The sequence below is a fragment of the Aeromonas rivipollensis genome (genome assembly GCF_037811135.1).
Classification (GTDB): domain Bacteria; phylum Pseudomonadota; class Gammaproteobacteria; order Enterobacterales; family Aeromonadaceae; genus Aeromonas; species Aeromonas rivipollensis.
Genome location: NZ_CP149130.1, coordinates 1,078,367 through 1,097,188 on the forward strand (window position 1 = coordinate 1,078,367; position 18,822 = coordinate 1,097,188).

19 protein-coding genes are annotated in these 18,822 nt (G+C 60.5%); 15 read left to right on the plus strand and 4 right to left on the minus strand.

Annotation, left to right across the window (positions count from 1 at the left end; translation table 11 throughout):
- Positions 1-14: 14 nt before the first annotated feature.
- A complete protein-coding gene (locus WIR04_RS05030) occupies positions 15-1,172 on the minus strand; it encodes an efflux RND transporter periplasmic adaptor subunit (protein WP_338890956.1) in 1,158 nt (385 codons plus the stop codon).
- Between the two features lie 157 nt (positions 1,173-1,329).
- Between WIR04_RS05030 and WIR04_RS05035 the strand changes: the two genes are divergently transcribed.
- Positions 1,330-2,058 carry a response regulator gene (locus tag WIR04_RS05035; RefSeq protein WP_338890958.1) on the plus strand — a complete coding sequence of 243 codons (729 nt, stop codon included), beginning with the start codon at positions 1,330-1,332 and terminating at the stop codon, positions 2,056-2,058.
- Positions 2,055-3,134 (plus strand): ATP-binding protein, encoded by a 1,080-nt coding sequence (locus WIR04_RS05040; protein WP_338890960.1) that lies wholly within the window; start codon positions 2,055-2,057, stop codon positions 3,132-3,134. Before WIR04_RS05035 ends, WIR04_RS05040 begins: the two co-directional genes overlap by 4 nt.
- A gap of 209 nt (positions 3,135-3,343) precedes the next feature.
- On the opposite strand, the gene WIR04_RS05045 is transcribed toward WIR04_RS05040, so the two are convergent.
- Positions 3,344-4,426, minus strand: a complete 1,083-nt coding sequence (locus tag WIR04_RS05045) for a permease (protein WP_338890962.1) — start codon at positions 4,424-4,426, stop codon at positions 3,344-3,346.
- 107 nt (positions 4,427-4,533) lie between these two features.
- Between WIR04_RS05045 and WIR04_RS05050 the strand changes: the two genes are divergently transcribed.
- The 9 genes from WIR04_RS05050 to arsC all read left to right on the plus strand — a co-directional run bounded on the left by WIR04_RS05050 (position 4,534) and on the right by arsC (position 11,969).
- Complete coding sequence (locus tag WIR04_RS05050; protein WP_025327982.1) at positions 4,534-4,830, plus strand: ArsR/SmtB family transcription factor; 297 nt, start codon at positions 4,534-4,536, stop codon at positions 4,828-4,830.
- An 87-nt stretch (positions 4,831-4,917) separates the two neighbouring features.
- Positions 4,918-5,286 carry an ArsR/SmtB family transcription factor gene (locus tag WIR04_RS05055; protein ID WP_025327981.1) on the plus strand — a complete coding sequence of 123 codons (369 nt, stop codon included), beginning with the start codon at positions 4,918-4,920 and terminating at the stop codon, positions 5,284-5,286.
- A 3-nt stretch (positions 5,287-5,289) separates the two neighbouring features.
- Complete coding sequence (gene arsD, locus WIR04_RS05060) at positions 5,290-5,718, plus strand: arsenite efflux transporter metallochaperone ArsD (RefSeq protein ID WP_338890967.1); 429 nt, start codon at positions 5,290-5,292, stop codon at positions 5,716-5,718.
- 68 nt (positions 5,719-5,786) lie between these two features.
- On the plus strand, positions 5,787-7,586 hold the full coding sequence (gene arsA / locus WIR04_RS05065) for an arsenical pump-driving ATPase (protein WP_338890969.1): 1,800 nt from the start codon (positions 5,787-5,789) through the stop codon (positions 7,584-7,586).
- Between the two features lie 108 nt (positions 7,587-7,694).
- Complete coding sequence (locus WIR04_RS05070; RefSeq protein WP_338890971.1) at positions 7,695-8,192, plus strand: tyrosine-protein phosphatase; 498 nt, start codon at positions 7,695-7,697, stop codon at positions 8,190-8,192.
- A gap of 10 nt (positions 8,193-8,202) precedes the next feature.
- Positions 8,203-9,219, plus strand: a complete 1,017-nt coding sequence (locus WIR04_RS05075) for an ArsJ-associated glyceraldehyde-3-phosphate dehydrogenase (RefSeq protein WP_338890973.1) — start codon at positions 8,203-8,205, stop codon at positions 9,217-9,219.
- A 7-nt stretch (positions 9,220-9,226) separates the two neighbouring features.
- Entirely contained in the window at positions 9,227-10,465 is a 1,239-nt protein-coding gene (gene arsJ / locus WIR04_RS05080; protein WP_338890975.1) for an organoarsenical effux MFS transporter ArsJ, read from the plus strand.
- Positions 10,465-11,541, plus strand: a complete 1,077-nt coding sequence (gene arsB, locus WIR04_RS05085) for an ACR3 family arsenite efflux transporter (RefSeq protein ID WP_338890977.1) — start codon at positions 10,465-10,467, stop codon at positions 11,539-11,541. Before arsJ ends, arsB begins: the two co-directional genes overlap by 1 nt.
- Positions 11,538-11,969: a glutaredoxin-dependent arsenate reductase gene (gene arsC, locus WIR04_RS05090; protein ID WP_338890979.1), complete on the plus strand. Its 432-nt coding sequence runs from the start codon at positions 11,538-11,540 to the stop codon at positions 11,967-11,969. Before arsB ends, arsC begins: the two co-directional genes overlap by 4 nt.
- A 75-nt stretch (positions 11,970-12,044) precedes the next feature.
- Here the strand turns inward: arsC and WIR04_RS05095 are convergent, their stop codons facing one another.
- Both WIR04_RS05095 and WIR04_RS05100 read right to left on the minus strand, forming a co-directional pair.
- The gene (locus WIR04_RS05095; protein ID WP_338890981.1) at positions 12,045-13,124 is read right to left on the minus strand and encodes an NAD(P)/FAD-dependent oxidoreductase; all 1,080 of its coding nucleotides are present in this window, start codon (positions 13,122-13,124) and stop codon (positions 12,045-12,047) included.
- Between the two features lie 37 nt (positions 13,125-13,161).
- Positions 13,162-13,509 carry an ArsR/SmtB family transcription factor gene (locus tag WIR04_RS05100; RefSeq protein ID WP_025327972.1) on the minus strand — a complete coding sequence of 116 codons (348 nt, stop codon included), beginning with the start codon at positions 13,507-13,509 and terminating at the stop codon, positions 13,162-13,164.
- A gap of 511 nt (positions 13,510-14,020) precedes the next feature.
- On the opposite strand from WIR04_RS05100, the gene WIR04_RS05105 reads away from it, so the two are divergent.
- From WIR04_RS05105 to WIR04_RS05120, 4 genes are all read left to right on the plus strand, one after another.
- Positions 14,021-14,788, plus strand: coding sequence for a LuxR family transcriptional regulator (locus WIR04_RS05105; RefSeq protein WP_338890984.1), 768 nt, complete (start codon positions 14,021-14,023; stop codon positions 14,786-14,788).
- A gap of 231 nt (positions 14,789-15,019) precedes the next feature.
- Positions 15,020-15,538, plus strand: coding sequence for a type VI secretion system effector Hcp1 (hcp1, locus tag WIR04_RS05110; protein WP_025327970.1), 519 nt, complete (start codon positions 15,020-15,022; stop codon positions 15,536-15,538).
- 368 nt (positions 15,539-15,906) lie between these two features.
- The gene (locus WIR04_RS05115) at positions 15,907-17,949 is read left to right on the plus strand and encodes a type VI secretion system tip protein VgrG (protein ID WP_338890986.1); all 2,043 of its coding nucleotides are present in this window, start codon (positions 15,907-15,909) and stop codon (positions 17,947-17,949) included.
- A complete protein-coding gene (locus tag WIR04_RS05120; RefSeq protein WP_338890988.1) occupies positions 17,949-18,806 on the plus strand; it encodes a DUF4123 domain-containing protein in 858 nt (285 codons plus the stop codon). The genes WIR04_RS05115 and WIR04_RS05120 overlap by 1 nt, the downstream gene beginning before the upstream one ends.
- The last annotated feature ends 16 nt before the right edge of the window (positions 18,807-18,822 follow it).

Here is an 18,822-nt window from a genome sequence, read left to right on the forward strand (position 1 = left end):
GATAACTCTCCGATTCAGCGAATGCCACCGTCAGCCGGTTGGCTGACAGCGGGTGGTTGCCAAGGGGAAGCTGTGACCTGAACCCCCGGGGTCAGACGGTCGATCCCTTCGATCACCACCTGTTGCCCGGCACTGAGCCCGGACGCGATGCGGTACTGGTTATTCACCAGTTCAGCGGTATTGACCGGAACCAGCTGTGCCTGCCCCTGGCCATCCACCACCCACACGCTGGTCTGACCCGAGGTGCGAACTACCGCCTGCTGGGGCACGGTCAGGGCGTTGGCATAGCGGGCACGGGGGATGCGCGCCTGCACATAGAGGCCGGGCAACAGGCGCCGTTCAGGGTTATCCACCAGCACCCGCAGCAGCACGTCGCCGGTTCCGGCATCGACCTCGATACCGGAGAAGAGGATGTGCCCCTGCATGCCCAGCGGTGTGCCATTGCTGCCGAGGATCTCCACCGCCAGTTCCGGTGCCGTTGAGCCAGCTTGCTGGCGCAGGGATTCCAGCACCGAGGCCGGTTGGCGCACATCGACGTAGACCTGATCGATCTGCTGGATCCTGGCCATGGGGGTGGTATCGGTGGGCGACACCAGAGCCCCTTCACTCACCAGCGCCTGATCGATACGTCCGGCGATGGGGGCCTCCACGCTGGCAAATTGCAGGTTCAGTTGGTGCCGGGCCAGAGTCGCCCTGGCCTGGGCTACATCGGCGGCCGCCTGATCCCGCTGGGAGATCGCATCGTCATAGGTCTGGCGGCTGATGGCGTCGGTGCGCAGCAGCGGCTGCAGGCGCTCAATCTGGATGCGGGCGCGAGCCAGCACGGCCTCGGCCCGTTGCAATGCGGCGGCGGCGCTGTCGACATCGGCCTTGAAGGGGGCCGGGTTTATCTGGAACAGCACTGTGCCTGCGCTGATCTCGGCGCCCTGCTCGAACAGGCGGCGCTGCACGATACCGCTGATCTGGGCGCGAATGTCGGCGCTGCGCAGTGCCGCCACCCGGGCGGGCAGATCCTCGCTGATGACCAGCTCCCGACCAGTCAATGTCAGCACCGACACCTGAGGAGGGGCGGGTGCCTCCTGCTCTTGCGGCGCGACATCGCACCCCGCCAACCCGAATGCGGCAATGACGGCGAGCAGGGCGCCCGCATACCGCTGTTTTACAAACATCATCCACTCACCTCGTTAAACCGTCTCTCCGGTGTGATGTGGCCGGAGAGTGCATCGAGCGGCCATTATGGCGAGGGGCTATTGCGAATGATTCGAGGCTTTGTGGAGAATCCATGGAGGCGATGATAAAGTTCAACGCCACCTTTTTTCGAGTCCGACTATGTCCCATCTCAATGCTTCCGCCAGCCCGGTGGGCCAGTCACTGGTTCTGATTGCAGAGGATGAAGCCGAGATCGCCGACATCCTCGCCGCTTACCTGCAACGTCATGGGTTGCGCTCCCTGCACGCCGCCGATGGCCGTGAAGCGCTGGCCATGCATCAGGCATTCAAACCCGACCTCCTGCTGCTGGATGTGCAGATGCCGCAACTGGATGGCTGGCAGGTGCTCAGCGAGATCCGGGCGCGCGGCGACACGCCGGTGATCATGCTGACCGCCCTCGATCAGGATCTCGACAAGCTAATGGGGCTGCGCATGGGGGCGGATGACTATGTGGTCAAACCCTTCAATCCGGCCGAAGTGGTAGCGCGAGTGCAGGCCGTGCTCAGGCGCACCCGAGCCGTAAAGCCTGCCACGGCGAACGTGTTGCGGGTCGGCCTGTTTCAGATCGATCTGGAGAGCCACGAGGCCAGCCTTTGCCGCGATGAGGGGCAGCAGGTGCTGGAGCTGACCTTGACCGAGTTCAAGTTGCTCGCCTCTTTGATGCGGGCGCCAAAACGGGTGTTCAGCCGCGCCGAACTGCTGACTCACTGCTTGCCGGAGGGGGATACCCAGGAGCGTACAGTGGATAGCCACATCAGCAAGTTGCGCAAAAAACTGGAGACACACGGCATTCAGGGGGTCCCCGCCAGTGTCTGGGGCGTTGGCTATCGCTTCGGGGGCGATGCATGAAATCGGCGCCCGGCCTTCGCAGGCAGATCATCCGCTCTCTGGGCCTGATGACGCTTGGTATCATCTCCCTCGCGGTGATCGGCACCTATGTGTTTTATGGCATCGCCGTGGCGTTTGTGCCGGGCAGCATCTCCGAGACCTGGGTGCCCTCCAGAGTCGAGATGATCTGGATCGGCTCCACCATTCTCATTGCATTGGGGATGGCGCTTTACGTGGCGGTTCGCCTCTCTCGCCGCATCCTGACTCCCCTCAACTCGGTGGCAACCAGCCTGCGCGAGGTGGCCGAGGGCAAACTCGATGCCCGTGTGCCGGAGGATGAGCAGGCGATCGGGGAGACGGCGCAACTGGTGCGCGACTTCAACGCCATGGCCGAGCGGCTGCAGAGCATGACCCGCGAGCGGGAGTTCTGGAATGCCGCCATCGCCCACGAATTGCGCACTCCGGTGACCATTTTGCGCGGCCGCTTGCAGGGGCTGGCCGAAGGGGTATTTCCTCCCAGTAGCGAACTCTTCGAGGGGTTGCTGCGTCAGGTGGAGGGGCTCAATCACCTGATCGAGGATTTGCGGGTATTGAGCCTCAACGACAGCGGTCATCTGGAGTTGCAGCGGACCGAGGTCAGGCTGGCCGACGAGCTTGCCGTGGTGCTTGAGGCATTTGCCAGCCCTCTGGCGGCGAGCGGATTTGTGTTGCAACGGGAGCTCGATAGCGAACTTCATGTTTGCTGCGATCTGTTTCGTATCCGTCAGGCCCTGATGGCGCTGCTGGAAAATGCCCAGAAGCACGCGGTGCCGGGCATGCTGACAGTGCGCCTGCAACGCTCGGGTGCCTTGTGCGCCCTGAGCCTGGAAGATGAGGGGCCTGGCATCGGCGAGGAGGTTGCTGCCTATGTTTTCGATGCGTTTCGCCGGGGGGAGCCGTCGCGTTCGCGCAAGAGCGGCGGCAGCGGGCTCGGACTCGCCGTGGTCAAGGCCATTGCCGAGGCCCACGGCGGCAGCGCCCTCTGCCAGCCCAACGGGTGGGGCGGCACCACATTCCTGCTTTCCTGGCCCATCCTGGCCGCTGACGACAGGCCATGACTCCTGCCAGCTGCCTCCTTTATCTGTTGCGGGGGGGGGGGCGAGAAACCTGATCCGCGGCGATGGATGGCCGAGGTTATGCCCTTCTCCACACATCCAAGTTCTTCCGATTGATTGAGATGGCTTTTTCTGGTCTGTGAGTGTTCTGCTCCCGTCCCTTCGCCGACGCCATGCTCTTGTTCCATCTCACAACGTCGGCGCGGCCGATCTCAGGCCAGGGCCCCAGACAGCCCTTGTGCCAGGTAACCCATCAGGATGGCCATTCCCAGGATCACGGTGAGGAATGCCACTATCATGGGGGTTCTGAACATCGACTTGAGCAGGATCACCTCGGTCAGGCTGGCCCCCGCACTGCCGATGATGAGTGCCATCACTGCCCCCATGCCCATCCCTTTGCCCAGCAGCACAGATGCCAGAGGGATCACGGCTTCTGCCCGGATATAGAGCGGAATACCCACCACTGCGCTGAATGGAATGGCCAGCGGGTTGTCAGCCCCGGCGTGGGCGGCTATCCACTCTGCCGGAATAAAGCCGTAGATAAATGACCCGACGAGCACTCCCAGCAGCAGATAGGGCAGCACCTCCCTGAATTGCTGCCAGGCATCCGCCCGCGCCTTGGCGAAGGCCGTGGATCTCACTGGCGCATGAGTCAGGGCCGCAGAGCCGTCTGCGCAGCAAGAGAGGGCTGGCGAGGCCTCGGGTTGTGCGGGACGGCAAGATGCCTGAGCCTTTAACGGTGTGACTGACTTGATAGCCTTGTTTGAGCAGCAAGCTGCTGCGCTCACACTGGCAGCTTCACTCGTCGTGGTGCCACAGCCTGTGCCACAGCTGCTTGGCTTGGCCTCTTTGGGGTCAATCACATGACGCTCGAATCCCAGCATGTCCAGCAGCATGCTCGCCAGTACAGAGACGCCGGCGGCGATAACGGCATACAGGACCGTCAGTTTCCAGCCGAAGGTGACCCACATCAGGCCGACGATGATCGGATTGAGCAGCGGCGAGACGAACAGAAAGGTCAGGGTGGGTCCGAAACCGGCTTTGGCGGACAGGAGTCCGCGCAGCATGGGAATGGTCGAGCAACTGCAAAAGGGGGTCAGGGCGCCCAGTACAGCCGAAATCAAATAGCCTCTGCCTTTTCGAGCCCCCAGCATGGCCTGGATCTTGGCATCGGGGATCTTCTGGCGGATCAGGCTGACGGCGGCACTGATCACCAGGAACAGCACCGAGAGTTCGACGGCCAGCAACACAAACATCCGAGATGCATCCGTCAGCATGGTTAACCAGTCATTCATCTTCACATCCTCTTGGGTTTGACTATATTTCTAAAATAATCGAAGTGTGTGGGTGGTCAAGATATTTCTGGTAATATCGAAATATCATCGATGAAGAGGGTTGGAGCATGGAGCTGGAAGCGGTCGCCAAGGCATTGAAAGAGTTGGGTCATCCGACTCGCTTGTTCATTTTCAAGCACCTGGTCAAGGCCGGGGAGCAAGGCCTGCCCGTGGGAGACTTGCAAAAGCAGCTCGCCATTCCCGCCTCGACCCTGAGCCATCATATTGCCGCTCTGGTTTCGGTCGGGCTGGTCAAGCAGAACCGGGAGAGCCGCACCCTGCTGTGCGTCTCTCAATACGAGGTGCTGGAAGAGATCATCGCGTTTTTCCGCGAGGAGTGCTGTGTGAACGACAAGAGGGAGTGAGGAGATCGACGATAGGCTCTGGTCGTGTTGATCATTTCAATGATTCTTGTATAGTTGAAGTCATGAAGTGAATGAAGGGGAAGTTCCATGAACAAAGAGATCGCCACCAAGGTATTTGAGTCCCTCGCATCCGGCATTCGCCTCGATGTGTGGCGTCTGCTGGTCAAGGCCGGGTTGGAAGGTCAGGTCGCCGGCCAGCTGGCCAGCGAGCTCGACATAGCCCCCAACACCCTCTCGTTTCACCTGAAAGCCATGCTGCACGCTGGCCTGCTCTCGGTGGAGCAGGAGGGGCGCTTTTTGCGCTATCGCGCCAACATTCCCCTGATGCTGAGTCTTATCGGCTACCTCACCGAGGAGTGCTGCGCCGGTCATCCGGAAGCCTGCGGGGTGATGAGAGCCGAATCCGGTTGCTCGCCCCATGTGTTGCCTGCGCAGCCTTGCTGCAATGAGGAGTAGATCATGAGACTGATACAAGTATTCGACCCGGCCCTGTGCTGTTCCAGCGGGGTATGTGGCGCAGAGGTTGACCAAAATCTGGTGACCTTTGCCGGCGATGCCGAATGGATCAAGCAGCAGGGTGGCTCTCTATATCGATTCAACCTGGCGCAACAGCCCCTGGTCTTCGCCGAGACCCCGGCAGTGGCTTCCTTTCTGGAGCTGACTGGGGAAGAAGGACTGCCTGTGACCCTGGTTGATGGTCAGCTGGTACTCACCGGTCGTTATCCCAGCCGCGCCGAACTGATGCGTTATGCAGGACTGGAGTTGCCGAAAGCCCCGGGAAGCGATGGTACAGAAGTCGATCCGTCAGATGTCGAGCCAAGCAAAGCGGGCGCTATCAAGGGGATCGTCAAGAGTGGATGCTGCTCCGGCTGCAGTGGTTGCTGCTAAGCGACATCGCCTGGCTGGCAAGCTCGCTGCTCGGTCAATTGCCTCGTTGTTTCTGATAGGAGTCTCTCATGTCCCCGTTTCTGAACTACTCGTTTCTCCATGATGCGCCGCCGTTTCTCTTTTTCACAGGCAAGGGCGGGGTGGGCAAGACCTCGCTGGCCTGTGCCAGTGCGGTTGCCTTGTGTGACAGTGGCAAAAGGGTACTGCTGGTCAGCACGGATCCGGCCTCAAACATAGGCCAGGTATTCGATACCCAGATAGGCAACAAGATGACCGCCATAGCGGCAGTCAGTGGGTTGTCAGCACTGGAGATAGACCCGCAAGCCGCTGCACAAGCCTATCGGGAGCGGATCGTCGGGCCGGTGCGCGGCAAGTTGCCCGAGAGCGTGGTACGCAGCATTGAGGAGCAACTCTCCGGTGCCTGCACCACAGAGATCGCCGCCTTCGACGAATTCACGGCCCTGCTTACCGACAAGGCGTTGCTGGCAGAATATGACCATATCGTCTTCGATACGGCCCCCACCGGGCACACCATACGTCTGTTGCAGTTGCCGGGTGCGTGGAGCGAGTTTCTTGAGCAAGGCAAGGGGGATGCCTCCTGTTTAGGGCCCTTGGCAGGGCTGGAAAAACAGCGCAGCCAATACGCCGAGGCCGTTGCTGCCTTGTCCGATGCAGAGAAAACCCGGCTGATTCTGGTCGCCCGAGCGCAAGCCTCGACCTTGCGGGAAGTGGCGCGTACCCACGATGAGCTGGCGACCATCGGCCTTGCCAATCAGCAACTGGTCATCAATGGCATCTTCCCCCAAAGCGAATTGGTTGATGACCCCTTGGCGACCGCCCTGTGGCAACGAGAGCAGCTGGCGATGGCCCAAATGCCAGCGCTGCTGGCCAGTCTGCCACAAGACAGAGTGCCGCTGTTGGCGACCAATCTGGTTGGGGTCGATAGCCTGCGCCAGTTACTCGGCGCAGCGCCTGTCAACGGGAACCTCGAGGTCGAACGCCCGGCCGCCGAGTCACAGGACCAGCAACATCCCGGCTTGACGCAACTGGTCGATGAGCTGGCCAGCGATGGCCACGGGCTCATCATGCTGATGGGCAAGGGCGGTGTGGGTAAAACTACCCTGGCGGCGGCAGTGGCGGTAGAGCTTGCCAGTCGAGGCCTGCCGGTTCACCTGACCACCTCAGATCCCGCAGCCCATCTGGGAGAGACACTGGCAGGGGCACTGCCGAACCTGGCTGTGAGCCGCATCGATCCTCACGCCGAGACCGAGCGTTACCGTGCCCAGGTGCTGGCCACAAAGGGGGCGAGTCTGGATGCACAGGGCCGCGCCCTGCTGGAGGAAGATTTGCGTTCCCCCTGTACCGAAGAGATCGCCGTGTTTCAGGCCTTCTCGCGGATCATTCGCGAGGCGGGCAAGCGCTTCGTGGTGATGGATACGGCGCCGACCGGCCATACCCTGTTGCTGCTCGATGCGACTGGTGCCTATCACAGAGAGATAGCCCGCCAGATGGGGGGGAAAGGGATGCACTTCACCACCCCCATGATGCAACTGCAAGACCCGAAACAGACCAAGGTGATGATAGTCACCCTGCCGGAGCCCACCCCGGTACAGGAGGCCGCCAATCTGCAAGCCGACCTGCGCCGCGCCGGCATCGAGCCCTGGGCCTGGGTAGTGAATCACAGGCTGGTCCCTGCTGGCATCACTTCCCCCCTGCTTGCCCAGCGAGCCTGTCGCCAGCAGCCCCATATCGAGGCGGTCAGGGGTGAGCATGGGAAGCGTTATGCCGTGGTGCCCCTGCTGGCGATCGAGCCGGTCGGCGTCAAGGCCCTGCAAGACTTATGTCACCCTGCCCACAAGGAGGGGTGAGACGATGCTTGCGTGGTCGCGGCTTGCGGCCACCAGCACTGGGTACCAACAACCTGTTTTCACCAACCAATCTGATGTTCTCAATGAGACATGGAGCCGCTGCTTATCATGCACCCCTTTGACATCCTGAACCTGGATAATGGCGCCCGCCTTATCTTCACCCCCTGTCCCGGTACCAAGGAGGCTTCCCTGCAAGCCTCCCTCAAGACCCTGCAAGCCGCCGGGGCTGATGCGGTAGTCACCATGATGCCCGATGCCGAGCTTCGCGAGTTCAAGGCCGATGCCTTGCCCGTCGAGTGCAATGCACTGGGGTTGGCCTGGTTCCAGCTGCCGGTAGAGGACGATTGTGCCCCCGAAGCGCCCTTTGCCGCCGCCTTTGCCAACCACAAGGCGGCGCTGCTGGCTCGCCTGGCGGCGGGCCAGACCCTGGCCATTCATTGCCGTGGCGGCTCGGGTCGTACCGGTCTGATGGCAGCCATCTTGCTGCTGGAGGCGGGCTACGCCCCCACACAGGTCAAGTCGCTTGTGCAAGGGCTGCGTCCCAAGGCGCTGACCCTGGCGCCCCACGTTCACTACCTCAATACCCACTACGCATTCGCCGGTTAAGGAAGACAGCATGGCTATCAAAGTTGGTATCAACGGTTTTGGCCGCATGGGCCGTCTCTCATTTCGCGCCGCCTTCGACTGGGCGGATGTGGAGTTTGTGCGCATCAATGACCCGGCTGGCGATGCCGCCTCCCTGGCACACCTCATCACCTTCGATTCGGTCCATGGCCGCTGGCATCATGAAGCCAGCGCCGAGGGGGACCAGATGGTGATAGGCAACCATCGCATCCTCTGCACTCGCAACAAAGAGATAGGCCAGACCGACTGGTCCCGCTGTGATGTGGTGATCGAGGCTTCCGGCAAGATGAAAACCAAGGCCCTGCTCAATGCCTATCTGGCGCAAGGGGTTAAGCGGGTCGTGGTGACTGCGCCGGTCAAGGAGGAGGGGGTGCTCAACGTAGTCATGGGGGTCAACCACCACCTCTACGACAAGGCGCAGCACCCCATAGTGACGGCGGCCTCCTGCACCACCAACTGCCTGGCGCCAGTGGTGAAGGTGATCCACGAGCAGCTCGGTATCAGGCACGGCTCCATGACCACCATTCACGACATCACCAACACCCAGACCATCCTGGATGCCCCCCACGCCGACCTGCGCCGTGCCCGCGCCTGCGGCCTGAGTCTCATCCCCACCACCACGGGGTCTGCCACCGCCATCACCCACATCTTCCCCGAGCTCAAGGGCAAGCTGAACGGCCACGCGGTGCGGGTGCCGCTCGCCAACGCCTCCCTCACCGACTGCGTGTTCGAGGTGAGCCGCCCCACCACTGAGGCCGAGGTCAACGGCCTGCTCAAGGCGGCCGCCATGAACGAGCTCGAGGGGATCATGGGCTATGAGGAGCGCCCCCTGGTGTCAGTGGATTACAAGACGGATCCGCGCTCCTGCACCATAGATGCACTCTCCACCATGGTGATCAATGGCACCCAGGTGAAGATCTACGCCTGGTATGACAACGAGTGGGGCTATGCCAACCGTACCGCCGAGCTGATGCGCATGGTTGGCCGGATGGACAAGGCGCAAGGATAACCCGGCCATGGCACTGACCCGACTCTCCCCCGAGATCCGCCAGTATCTGCTGGTGACCGGCAACTACTGGGCCTTCACCCTGACCGATGGCGCTCTGCGCATGCTGGTGGTGCTCTACTTCCATGGGCTCGGTTACAGCCCGCTGGCCATCGCCTCCCTGTTTCTCTTCTACGAGATCTTCGGGGTGGTGACCAATCTGGTGGGGGGCTGGCTCGGGGCTCGCCTCGGGCTCAACCGCACCATGAACATAGGCCTCGCCCTCCAGGTGCTGGCGCTCGGCATGTTGCTGGTGCCGCCGCTCTGGCTGACGGTGCCCTGGGTGATGGGGGCGCAGGCGCTCTCGGGGATCGCCAAGGATCTCAACAAGATGAGTGCCAAAAGCGCCATCAAGTTGCTGGTGCCAGGGGAGGCCCAGGGTCAGCTCTACCAGTGGGTGGCACTCCTGACCGGCTCGAAGAATGCCCTGAAAGGGATGGGCTTCTTCCTCGGTGGCGCCCTGCTGACCCTGCTCGGGTTTCAGGGGGCCGTGCTGGTCATGGCCCTGGCGTTGGCGCTGGTGTGGTGCGTCAGCCTGCTGACCCTGAAACGGGATCTCGGCAAGGCCAGGAACAAGCCCAAGTTCAGCGAAATTTTCTCCAAGAGCCGGGCCATCAATTACCTGTCGGCGGCCCGTCTCTTCCTGTTCGGGGCCCGGGATGTCTGGTTTGTGGTGGCGCTGCCTGTCTACCTCGCATCCAGCTTTGGCTGGGATCACTGGTATGTGGGTGGCTTCCTAGCGCTCTGGATTATTGCTTATGGCGTGGTGCAGACCCAGGCCCCCCGTTTTACCGGCAAACGTCAGGGGCGTGTGCCCGATGGCAAGGCTGCAATGCGTTGGGCGCTGGTGCTGGCCCTGACTCCGGCCCTGATTGCCCTGGCGCTTCATTACGATCTGCACCCTGCCATCAGTCTGGTGGGAGGGCTTATGGTGTTTGGCGCCCTGTTTGCCATCAACTCCTCCCTGCACAGCTACCTGATCGTCAGCTATGCCGGCTCTGACGGGGTATCGCTGGATGTGGGCTTCTACTACATGGCCAATGCCCTGGGGCGCCTGCTCGGCACCCTGCTCTCCGGGCTGGTGTTCCAGCTCTATGGTCTCGAGGCCTGCCTCTGGATCTCCACCCTCTTTGTCCTGTTGGCGGCGTTGATTTCAATCGGTTTGCCCCGCCATCAACCGCCCCTTTCATCTTCTCAGGGAGTCTCTTGATGAGTACCAATGCCTGCTGCGATCTGCCCGTCAGCAAAAAAATGAGTTTTCTCGACCGCAATCTCACCCTCTGGATCTTCGTCGCCATGGGCATAGGGGTGGGGATTGGTTATCTGTTCCCCCAGGTGGCCCAGTGGAACGAGGCGATGTCGGTCGGCACCACCAACGTGCCGCTCGCCATAGGCCTCATCCTGATGATGTACCCGCCGCTCGCCAAGGTGAATTACGGCACCATGGGCGCCATGACCCGGGATCGCCGCGCCATCACCCTCTCCCTGGTGATGAACTGGCTGGTGGGCCCCATCCTGATGTTCGTCATCGCCCTGGTGTTTTTGCATGATCAGCCGGGCTACATGGTGGGCCTCATCCTGATAGGCCTGGCGCGCTGCATCGCCATGGTGCTGGTGTGGAACGACCTCGGCGGCGGCAGCAAGGAGTACGGTGCGGGTCTGGTGGCGCTCAACAGCGCGTTCCAGATCCTCACCTACAGCTTCATGGCCTGGCTGTTCATTACAGTGCTGCCGCCGCTGTTCGGGCTGCAGGGCTTTGCGGTGGACATCACCATGCTGGATATTGCGCAGAGCGTGCTGATCTATCTCGGCATTCCCTTCCTGGCAGGTTTCCTGAGCCGCCACTACCTGGTCAAGGCCAAGGGGGATAAGTGGTACAGAGAGCGCTTCATTCCGGCCATCTCCCCCATCACCCTGATCGCCTTGCTGGCCACCATAGTGCTGATGTTCAGTCTCAAGGGGGAGATGCTCGTCGAGCTGCCCATGGATGTGCTGAGGGTCGCTATCCCACTGGTGGTCTATTTCGTGCTGATGTTCTTCACCAGCTTCCTGGTGGGCAAGAAGCTGGGCATTCCCTATGACAAGAATGCCTCCATCGCCTTTACCGCCACCGGCAACAACTTCGAGCTGGCCATTGCGGTCTCCATCGCCGTGTTCGGACTGAGCTCGGATCAGGCCTTCGCCGGTGTCATAGGCCCGCTGGTTGAGGTGCCCGTGCTGATCGCCCTGGTCAACGTGGCCCTGCGCATGAAGCGCCACTATGGCAAAGCGGAGGCCCAGGCATGAGTGACCCCAAGATCACCATCTACCACAACCCGGCCTGTGGTACCTCTCGCAATACGCTGGCACTTATCCGCAACTCAGGTGTGGAGCCGACCGTCATCCACTATCTGGAGATGCCGCCGAGCCGCGAGACCCTGGTCACGCTCATTGCCGCCATGGGAATACCGGCGCGCGGGCTGCTGCGCCAGAATGTGCCCCCCTACGAGGCGCTGGGGCTGGCCGGGGAGGGATTCAGCGACGAGGAACTGATCGACGCCATGTTGTCCCATCCCATCCTGATCAACCGCCCCATAGTGGTGACCCCGCTGGGCACCAAACTGTGCCGTCCGTCAGAAGTGGTGCTGGAGATACTGCCGAGCCCCCAGCAAGGGGCCTTCACCAAGGAAGATGGAGAGCGAGTGGTGGATGAGCAAGGCCGGCGTATCGAGTGACAGTCCCTTTGCTGCCGCGCCCCGGCGGCAATCTAATGCGACCTGAGACGGGCTGACCACTAGGGGCAGACCGGCTCAGGCTGGCGAGGCAAGCACCCCATCCGGCCGTTGCAGGTGGCGAAGCAGATGGGGGATCAGGTGTCCGGCATCGGGCCCGACTCCTCTGAGGGTGGCAGAGGCGAAGTTGCGCTGTTTGGGCAGACCGACGAAGTACAAACCGGGCACCTGGCTGGCCCGCCCATCGCGCTGCATCACCTTGCCGGTTTCATCCATCACGGGCAGGCCCTCGAGAAAGGGCAGATTGGGGCGAAAACCGGTGGCAAACAGCAGAGTGTCAACGGCTTCATGCTGTCCATCTGCCCAGACGACACCCGTTGGGGTGATCCGGGTGAACATGGGGTGCTGCTTGAAATAGCCGTTTTTCAGCGCCTTGCGATAGGTGCCATTGTCCAGAACCGGGGTGCTCTGGTCGTTCAACCAGCGGGTTTTCTCCAGGCCTGTCCATTTCAACCAGGTGTGAAAATCGGCCCCCAGTATCCGTTGGGGGGCGAATCGGATGGCGTCTCGTGTGGCCAGCGTCACCTCGGCCACGGCGGCCAGATCATGGGCTATCTGCACGGCGGAGTTCGCCGCGCCAATGACGACGACGCGTTGGCCGCGAAATGGCGCTCCATGTCGATAATCGGCGCTGTGAAGCTGTGTGCCGTTGAAGTCCTCGCGTCCTGGAATATCGGGCAGGTAGGGGCGGCTGAAGGCCCCAGATGCCACTATGACAGCCCTCGCCTGGTAGTACTCTCCGCTGGCTGTTGTTATCTGGAAGCCCTGCTCCAAGCCCATGACCCGGGTGACTCTGACCCCTTGGCGAACCGGTAGCTGGAACCGGTCGGCATACTGCTCCAGGTAACGCACCACCTCATCACGACCGGGATAGTGACCCGGTGTGCCGGGGAAGGGCATGCCGGGCAGCGCGGAATAGGCCGCCGGTGAGAACAGCTTTAGGCTTTCGTAGTAATTGTGCCAGTTGCCGCCAGGACCTCTTTGCTCATCAAGGAGCATGAAGTTAAGCCCTTGCTGCTTCAGGTGCCAACCAGATGCCAAACCTGCCTGGCCTGCTCCGATGACAACGACATCAAATTGCTGACCCATCAAGTTCATATGTGCACATCCATACACGTATTTAGGTAAAGAAAAATCAATCTGATCTGCCTGGGCAGCACAGTGCGGTAATGTGCTTGGTGTGACGGAGGATCTCCTCCAGGCGCTGGACAATGGCCGGGCCATCCACTTCGTAGAACACCTGTCGCCCAACCTTGGAAGAGCGCAGTATCCCTGCATCGAGCAGCAGCTGGAGATGGCGGGAAACCACAGAGCGCTCCTGGGGCAACTCGGCCGCTATCTCCGTGATGTCTGCCCGGCCCAGCTGCATGACGCGTTTCAGGACGGCAACCCGTGGCGGCTCGCACAGAGCCTTGAAGAAGGCTCCATCCAGAGAGGCAATGGCGGCATCTATGGCCTGGGTTCGGGTCTGTACTGTGGTCATGGCTGGACTATATGTGCATATATGTGCACATGTAAAGTGCCAACATGAAGGCCTGATCAGGAGGGTACAAAGCGCGGGCTGATGAGAGCAGGGGATGAGGGCGGCGTTAGGGTCACGCCAGAGCACAAAACAGGCGTAGGGCGCATGCTGGCAGCCAGGGGGCGGCAGGAAAGCCCGGGGGTCTTGCGAACAGGTCGCCGGCAGGCTCAGGCACTGTAGTGATCAGGATCTCTGTTTTAAGCGAAAAAGGTTTGTTTTTAGTGCAAACCTTATATTAATCATATGTAATTAATATGGTTTCACATATTAGATGCTGCCTGTTTACCATTGGTAGCATTTTTCTCTATTGGTTGTCCCTGTTCTGATGGGGCCTGCCATGTCGCTGTCTCTTCCGGGTCGCCCACACTCCAGGCCTCGGTAGCGTGTCATTTCCACTTGTTGGCATGTGATTCAGCCCCTATTGGGATTCATGCTGAACAATATGGTCACCGTTTATAAGCAACTTGATCACATGAATACAACTAACGCATTAGACCTCATCGCCCGTTTCGAGCAGGCCAGCGATGAACGCACCATAGTGGCGTTGCTGCGCCAGTTGACGGAACAGGCAGGCTTTGACTATTTCCGGTTGGCCCTATTGTTTCCCAGTACCATACAGCGCCCGGATGTCATCATCTTCAATGGTTGCCCCCAGACCTGGGTAGATGCGTATACCCAGGCAAATTTCTTTGCCATAGATCCCGTCGTGCAGCGTGGCATGGTGCAGAGCACGCCCATTCTGTGGGCCGAGCTCATGGCGCAGGGGACATGTGATGAGCAGAGCCTGGCAGTCATGACGCTGGCGCAGGAGGCAGGCCTGCGCGATGGCATCACCTTTCCCTGGCATGGTGCCAACGGGCATGTGGGTCTGCTCTCCCTGATCACACGTGAACCTCGCAGCGAGCAGCAGTGGCTGGCGGCCGTGCCTTCACTGACCTGGTTGTCCATGCATATCTTCGAGGCCGTGGTACGGGTCTGTCTGGTGGGGTCGTCACCTCACGATGCCCTGAGCCTGCGTGAACTGGAAGTATGTCGCTGGGCGGCGGAGGGCAAGCAGGTGAGCGATATCGCCCAGATCCTGGGGATCACCCCCCGTACGGTGACATTTCATCTGAACAATGTGGTGAGCAAGCTGGGGGCTAGCAGCAAGTGCCAGGCCATCTCCTGGGCGCTCAAGCAGGGGGTCGTCCGCTTGAATGTGGAGCTGGCGTCCGTTGCCAATGTGGATGAGCAGCAGTGATCTCGTCCGCATGGCGCAACACATTGCTCAAAAAACGGAATATTAAACTGGTCAGGCAATCATTGGTGGACGAAAACGTTGATAAACACAACTTATTGCGCTGGACATGCTTCGATATTGTCGCGGTGAGATGGTAACCTATTGAAATTGCTCAATTAAAAAGAGTGGCATGGTCACTGCTAATGGTTTCGGTCGAGTGTCATTACCGTTCAACCCATCAGGAGCAAACTCATGCCAACTCCATGTTATATCAGCATCGAAGGTAAAACCCAGGGCAACATCACCGCCGGTGCCTTCACCTCCGACTCCGTCGGCAACATCTTCGTGCAGGGTCATGAAGACGAGATGCTGGTACAAGAGTTCCAGCACATCGTCACAGTCCCGACCGATCCGCAATCCGGTCAACCTGCGGGCCAGCGTGTCCACAAGCCGTTCAAATTCACCGTGGCCCTGAACAAGGCCGTACCGCTGATGTACAACTCCCTGGCCTCCGGCGAGATGCTGCCGAAAGTGACCCTGAAGTGGTACCGCACCTCGGTGGAGGGCAAGCAGGAGCACTTCTTCTCTACCGTGCTGACCGATGCCACCATCGTCGACATCGATTGCCAGATGCCCCACTGCCAGGATCCGGCGAAGTCTGACTTCACCCAGCTGATCCAGGTCTCCATGGCCTATCGCAAGATCGACTGGGAACACACAGTGGCCGGCACCTCTGGCGCCGATGACTGGCGTGCCCCGATCGAGGCATAAGCCCCGATTTTTTATCAACGTAATTCCTTTGTAGTGCCCCAGGGTTCTGGCGTCGTCAGTGTCAGCGGTCGCCAGACCCGTGCAAGCTTTCTCCGACCCGTTCAACCGGATGTGGTCGGAGCTTTTGTGTTTTGCCATAAGGCCGCAAGGCGGCTTGATGGCAAAACACAACAGAGGCCGGTCTTGATGTGTCCCACCATGGCATTGCTCGGTGACATAGGTGCCGACCACCAAGGGTTTCCCTTTCTCAGCTAGTTGTAGCCAGTCCTGATCTGCTCCTCGATGGCAAACCCGTCGCAATGGGAGCTTAGCCATCGCTTGCATGGTGATAGGCGCAAGCAGCGGACCGGCAGGATAAGGAGTCACTGATGGCAGACAGCACAGGATTACAATTTACCGTCAAGGTGGGGGCCCTGCCCGAGAGCACCTTCGTGGTGGCGGAGTTTGCCCTGGAAGAGGGGTTGAACCGGCCGTTCAACCTGCGCCTTGAGCTGGCAAGCCCCGAGCCCGATGTGGATTTCGGCGCCGTGCTGGACCAGCCCTGCGAGCTGCTGGTGTGGTACAACGGAGAGCTGCAACGGCGGGTGTGCGGGGTGGTGAGCGACATGGCGCAGGGGGACAGCGGCTTTCGGCGTACCCGCTACAGCCTTGAGGTTAAACCGGCGCTATGGCGGCTGTCCCTCCGCCAGAACTCCCGCATCTTCCAGGCGCAGAAGCCCGACGAAATCCTCAGTATCCTGCTGCAAGAGCACGGCATCACCGACTACGCCTTTGCGCTCAAGAATGAGCACGCCAAGCGGGAATACTGCGTCCAGTACCGGGAGACCGACCTCGACTTCGTCAATCGCCTCGCTGCCGAAGAGGGGCTCTTCTACTTCTTTGAGTTCGAGCAGGGCAAGCATCGCATCGTCTTTGCCGACGACGCGGCGGCCCTGACCGCCGGCCCCGAGCTCTTCTTCAACCTCGGCAACCGCTCCCTGGAACAGGGCCACTATGTGCGCCAGTTCCACTACCGGGAGGCGGTGCGCCCCTCGGATGTGGAGCTCAAAGACTACAGCTTCAAGACCCCGGCCTATGGGCTCTCCCACAAGAAGCTGGGGGCAGAGCTTGCGCACCAGCGCGATACCTACCAGCACTTCGACTACCCGGGCCGCTACAAGCTGGACCCGAGCGGCAAGGCCTTTGCCCAGCACCGGCTGGATGCCCTGCGCAATGACGCTGTCACCGGCAGTGGCAAGTCCAACAGCGCGGCCCTGCTGCCGGGCCAGACTTTTACCCTCAGCGAGCACCCGAACGGCAGCCTCAATGCCGACTGGCAAGTGGTGCGCATCAGCCACACCGGCTTGCAGCCCCAGGCGCTGGAAGAGGAGGGGGGCAGCGGCCCCACCGTTTACCACAACGAATTTGGGGTGGTGAAAGCGAGCACGACCTGGCGGGCACGCATCGACAGCCCGGAGGCCCCTCACAAGCCGATGGTGGATGGCCCGCAAATCGCCATCGTAGTGGGGCCGGAGGGGGAGGAGATTTACTGCGACGAGCACGGCCGGGTGAAGCTGCAATTCCCCTGGGACCGTTACGGCAGCTCCAACGAGCAGAGCTCCTGCTGGGTACGAGTGAGTCAGGGCTGGGCCGGCGGCCAGTACGGCATTATGGCCATCCCGCGCATCGGCCACGAGGTCATAGTGAGTTTCCTGGAAGGGGACCCGGACCAGCCCATCGTCACGGGGCGCACCTTCCACGCCACCAACCGGCCCCCCTACGAGTTGCCGGCCAACAAGACCCGCACAGTGCTGCGCACCGAAACCCATCAGGGGGAGGGCTTCAACGAGCTGCGCTTCGAAGACCAGGCTGGCAAGGAAGAGATTTACATCCACGGTCAGAAAGACCTGAACGTACTCATCGAAAACGACGCCGCCTGGCATATCAAGCACGACGAGCACAGGGACATCGACAATGAGCGGGTGACCCGCATCAAGGCCAACGACCACCTGATGGTGGAGGGGGAGAAGCGGGACCAGATCAAGGCGGACTACTCCCTCACCGTGGATGCCAGCATGCATCAGAAGCTCGGTCAATCCCTGCTGGTGGAGGCGGCCAGTGAAGTACACCACAAGGCGGGCATGAAGATAGTGATGGAAGCGGGCGCCGAGCTGACCCTGAAAGTGGGTGGCAGCTTTGTGAAGATTGATGCTGGTGGCGTGACCCTCAGTGGTGGCTCCATCAAGATGAACTCCGGCGGCAGCCCGGGCTCAGGCTCCGGCTGGGGTGGCCAGATGCCGATCCAGCCCGGCGCGGTTGAAGTGGTGGCGCCGCCGCCTCCCATGGACCCCGCACGTCAGATTGCGACGCTCAAGTCTGCCGAACCTGTGTGCGAGATCTGTGAGCAACTGGCCAGACAGGTGAACCCGTAATGGTTTTGCCCGCGTTTGAGTTGGCCACAGGGGAGCACCTCTATCTGTTGCTCGATGGCGGGCAGATCCCCGAGCTTGAGCGGCAGCTGTTTGAGGTAACCGATAGCCCTGTTTATCAACCTATATATCTCTATGCACCTTGGGATGCCCTGCGAGAAGCCTCTCCTTGCTTGGTTGAGGCGTCACCAGAGCTGCTTAACTGGTATTCCCACGGAGAAGATGAGTGGGGATATCTCCTTTCCTCTCGTCTCCCGTTATTACCACTCGCTGAGCGACTACGCCAATTGATCGAGGTTGAAAGCCCCTATGGTAGTTGTATTTTGCTCAAGATGGCTCAACCCGATGGCATGTTCCGCTTACTGCTCGATGACGAGCCTTGGCTTTGGCAGGCTATTGAGCAGGTATGGATCCCTGTGCACAGGTTGCTGCGCCCAAACTCCTCGGCCGAATGGTGGAACAAAAAGGTTTCCACATTGGAACGGCCAGTTGGCAAGTTGCTACGTCTGAGTGACGCCCAGTGGGCACGTCTTGGAGAGGTAACCTGGTTGAACACCCTAAATGGTATCTGGCGCCATATGGAGAAATGGTTCCCCGAACGTCTGGGTGAACAGCTTGATGCTCGTCAGTGGGTAGCAGAGTGGGCTGAATGGGGCTATGGCAAAGGGTTCGAAAGTACAAGGGACCTGCTGTTTTTCTTCAATGTACTGGGCTACCTCGGCATTACCTGGAAGGAGAGTGATGCTTATCCCGCCATCACGGCATTGATCATGCGTACTTCTTCACTCACCCCCTCACAGAGAATTGAGCAAGCTGCCGAGCGCGCCGAAACACAACACAGAATGGGAACTGAGATATGAGTGCTAATCAAGACGC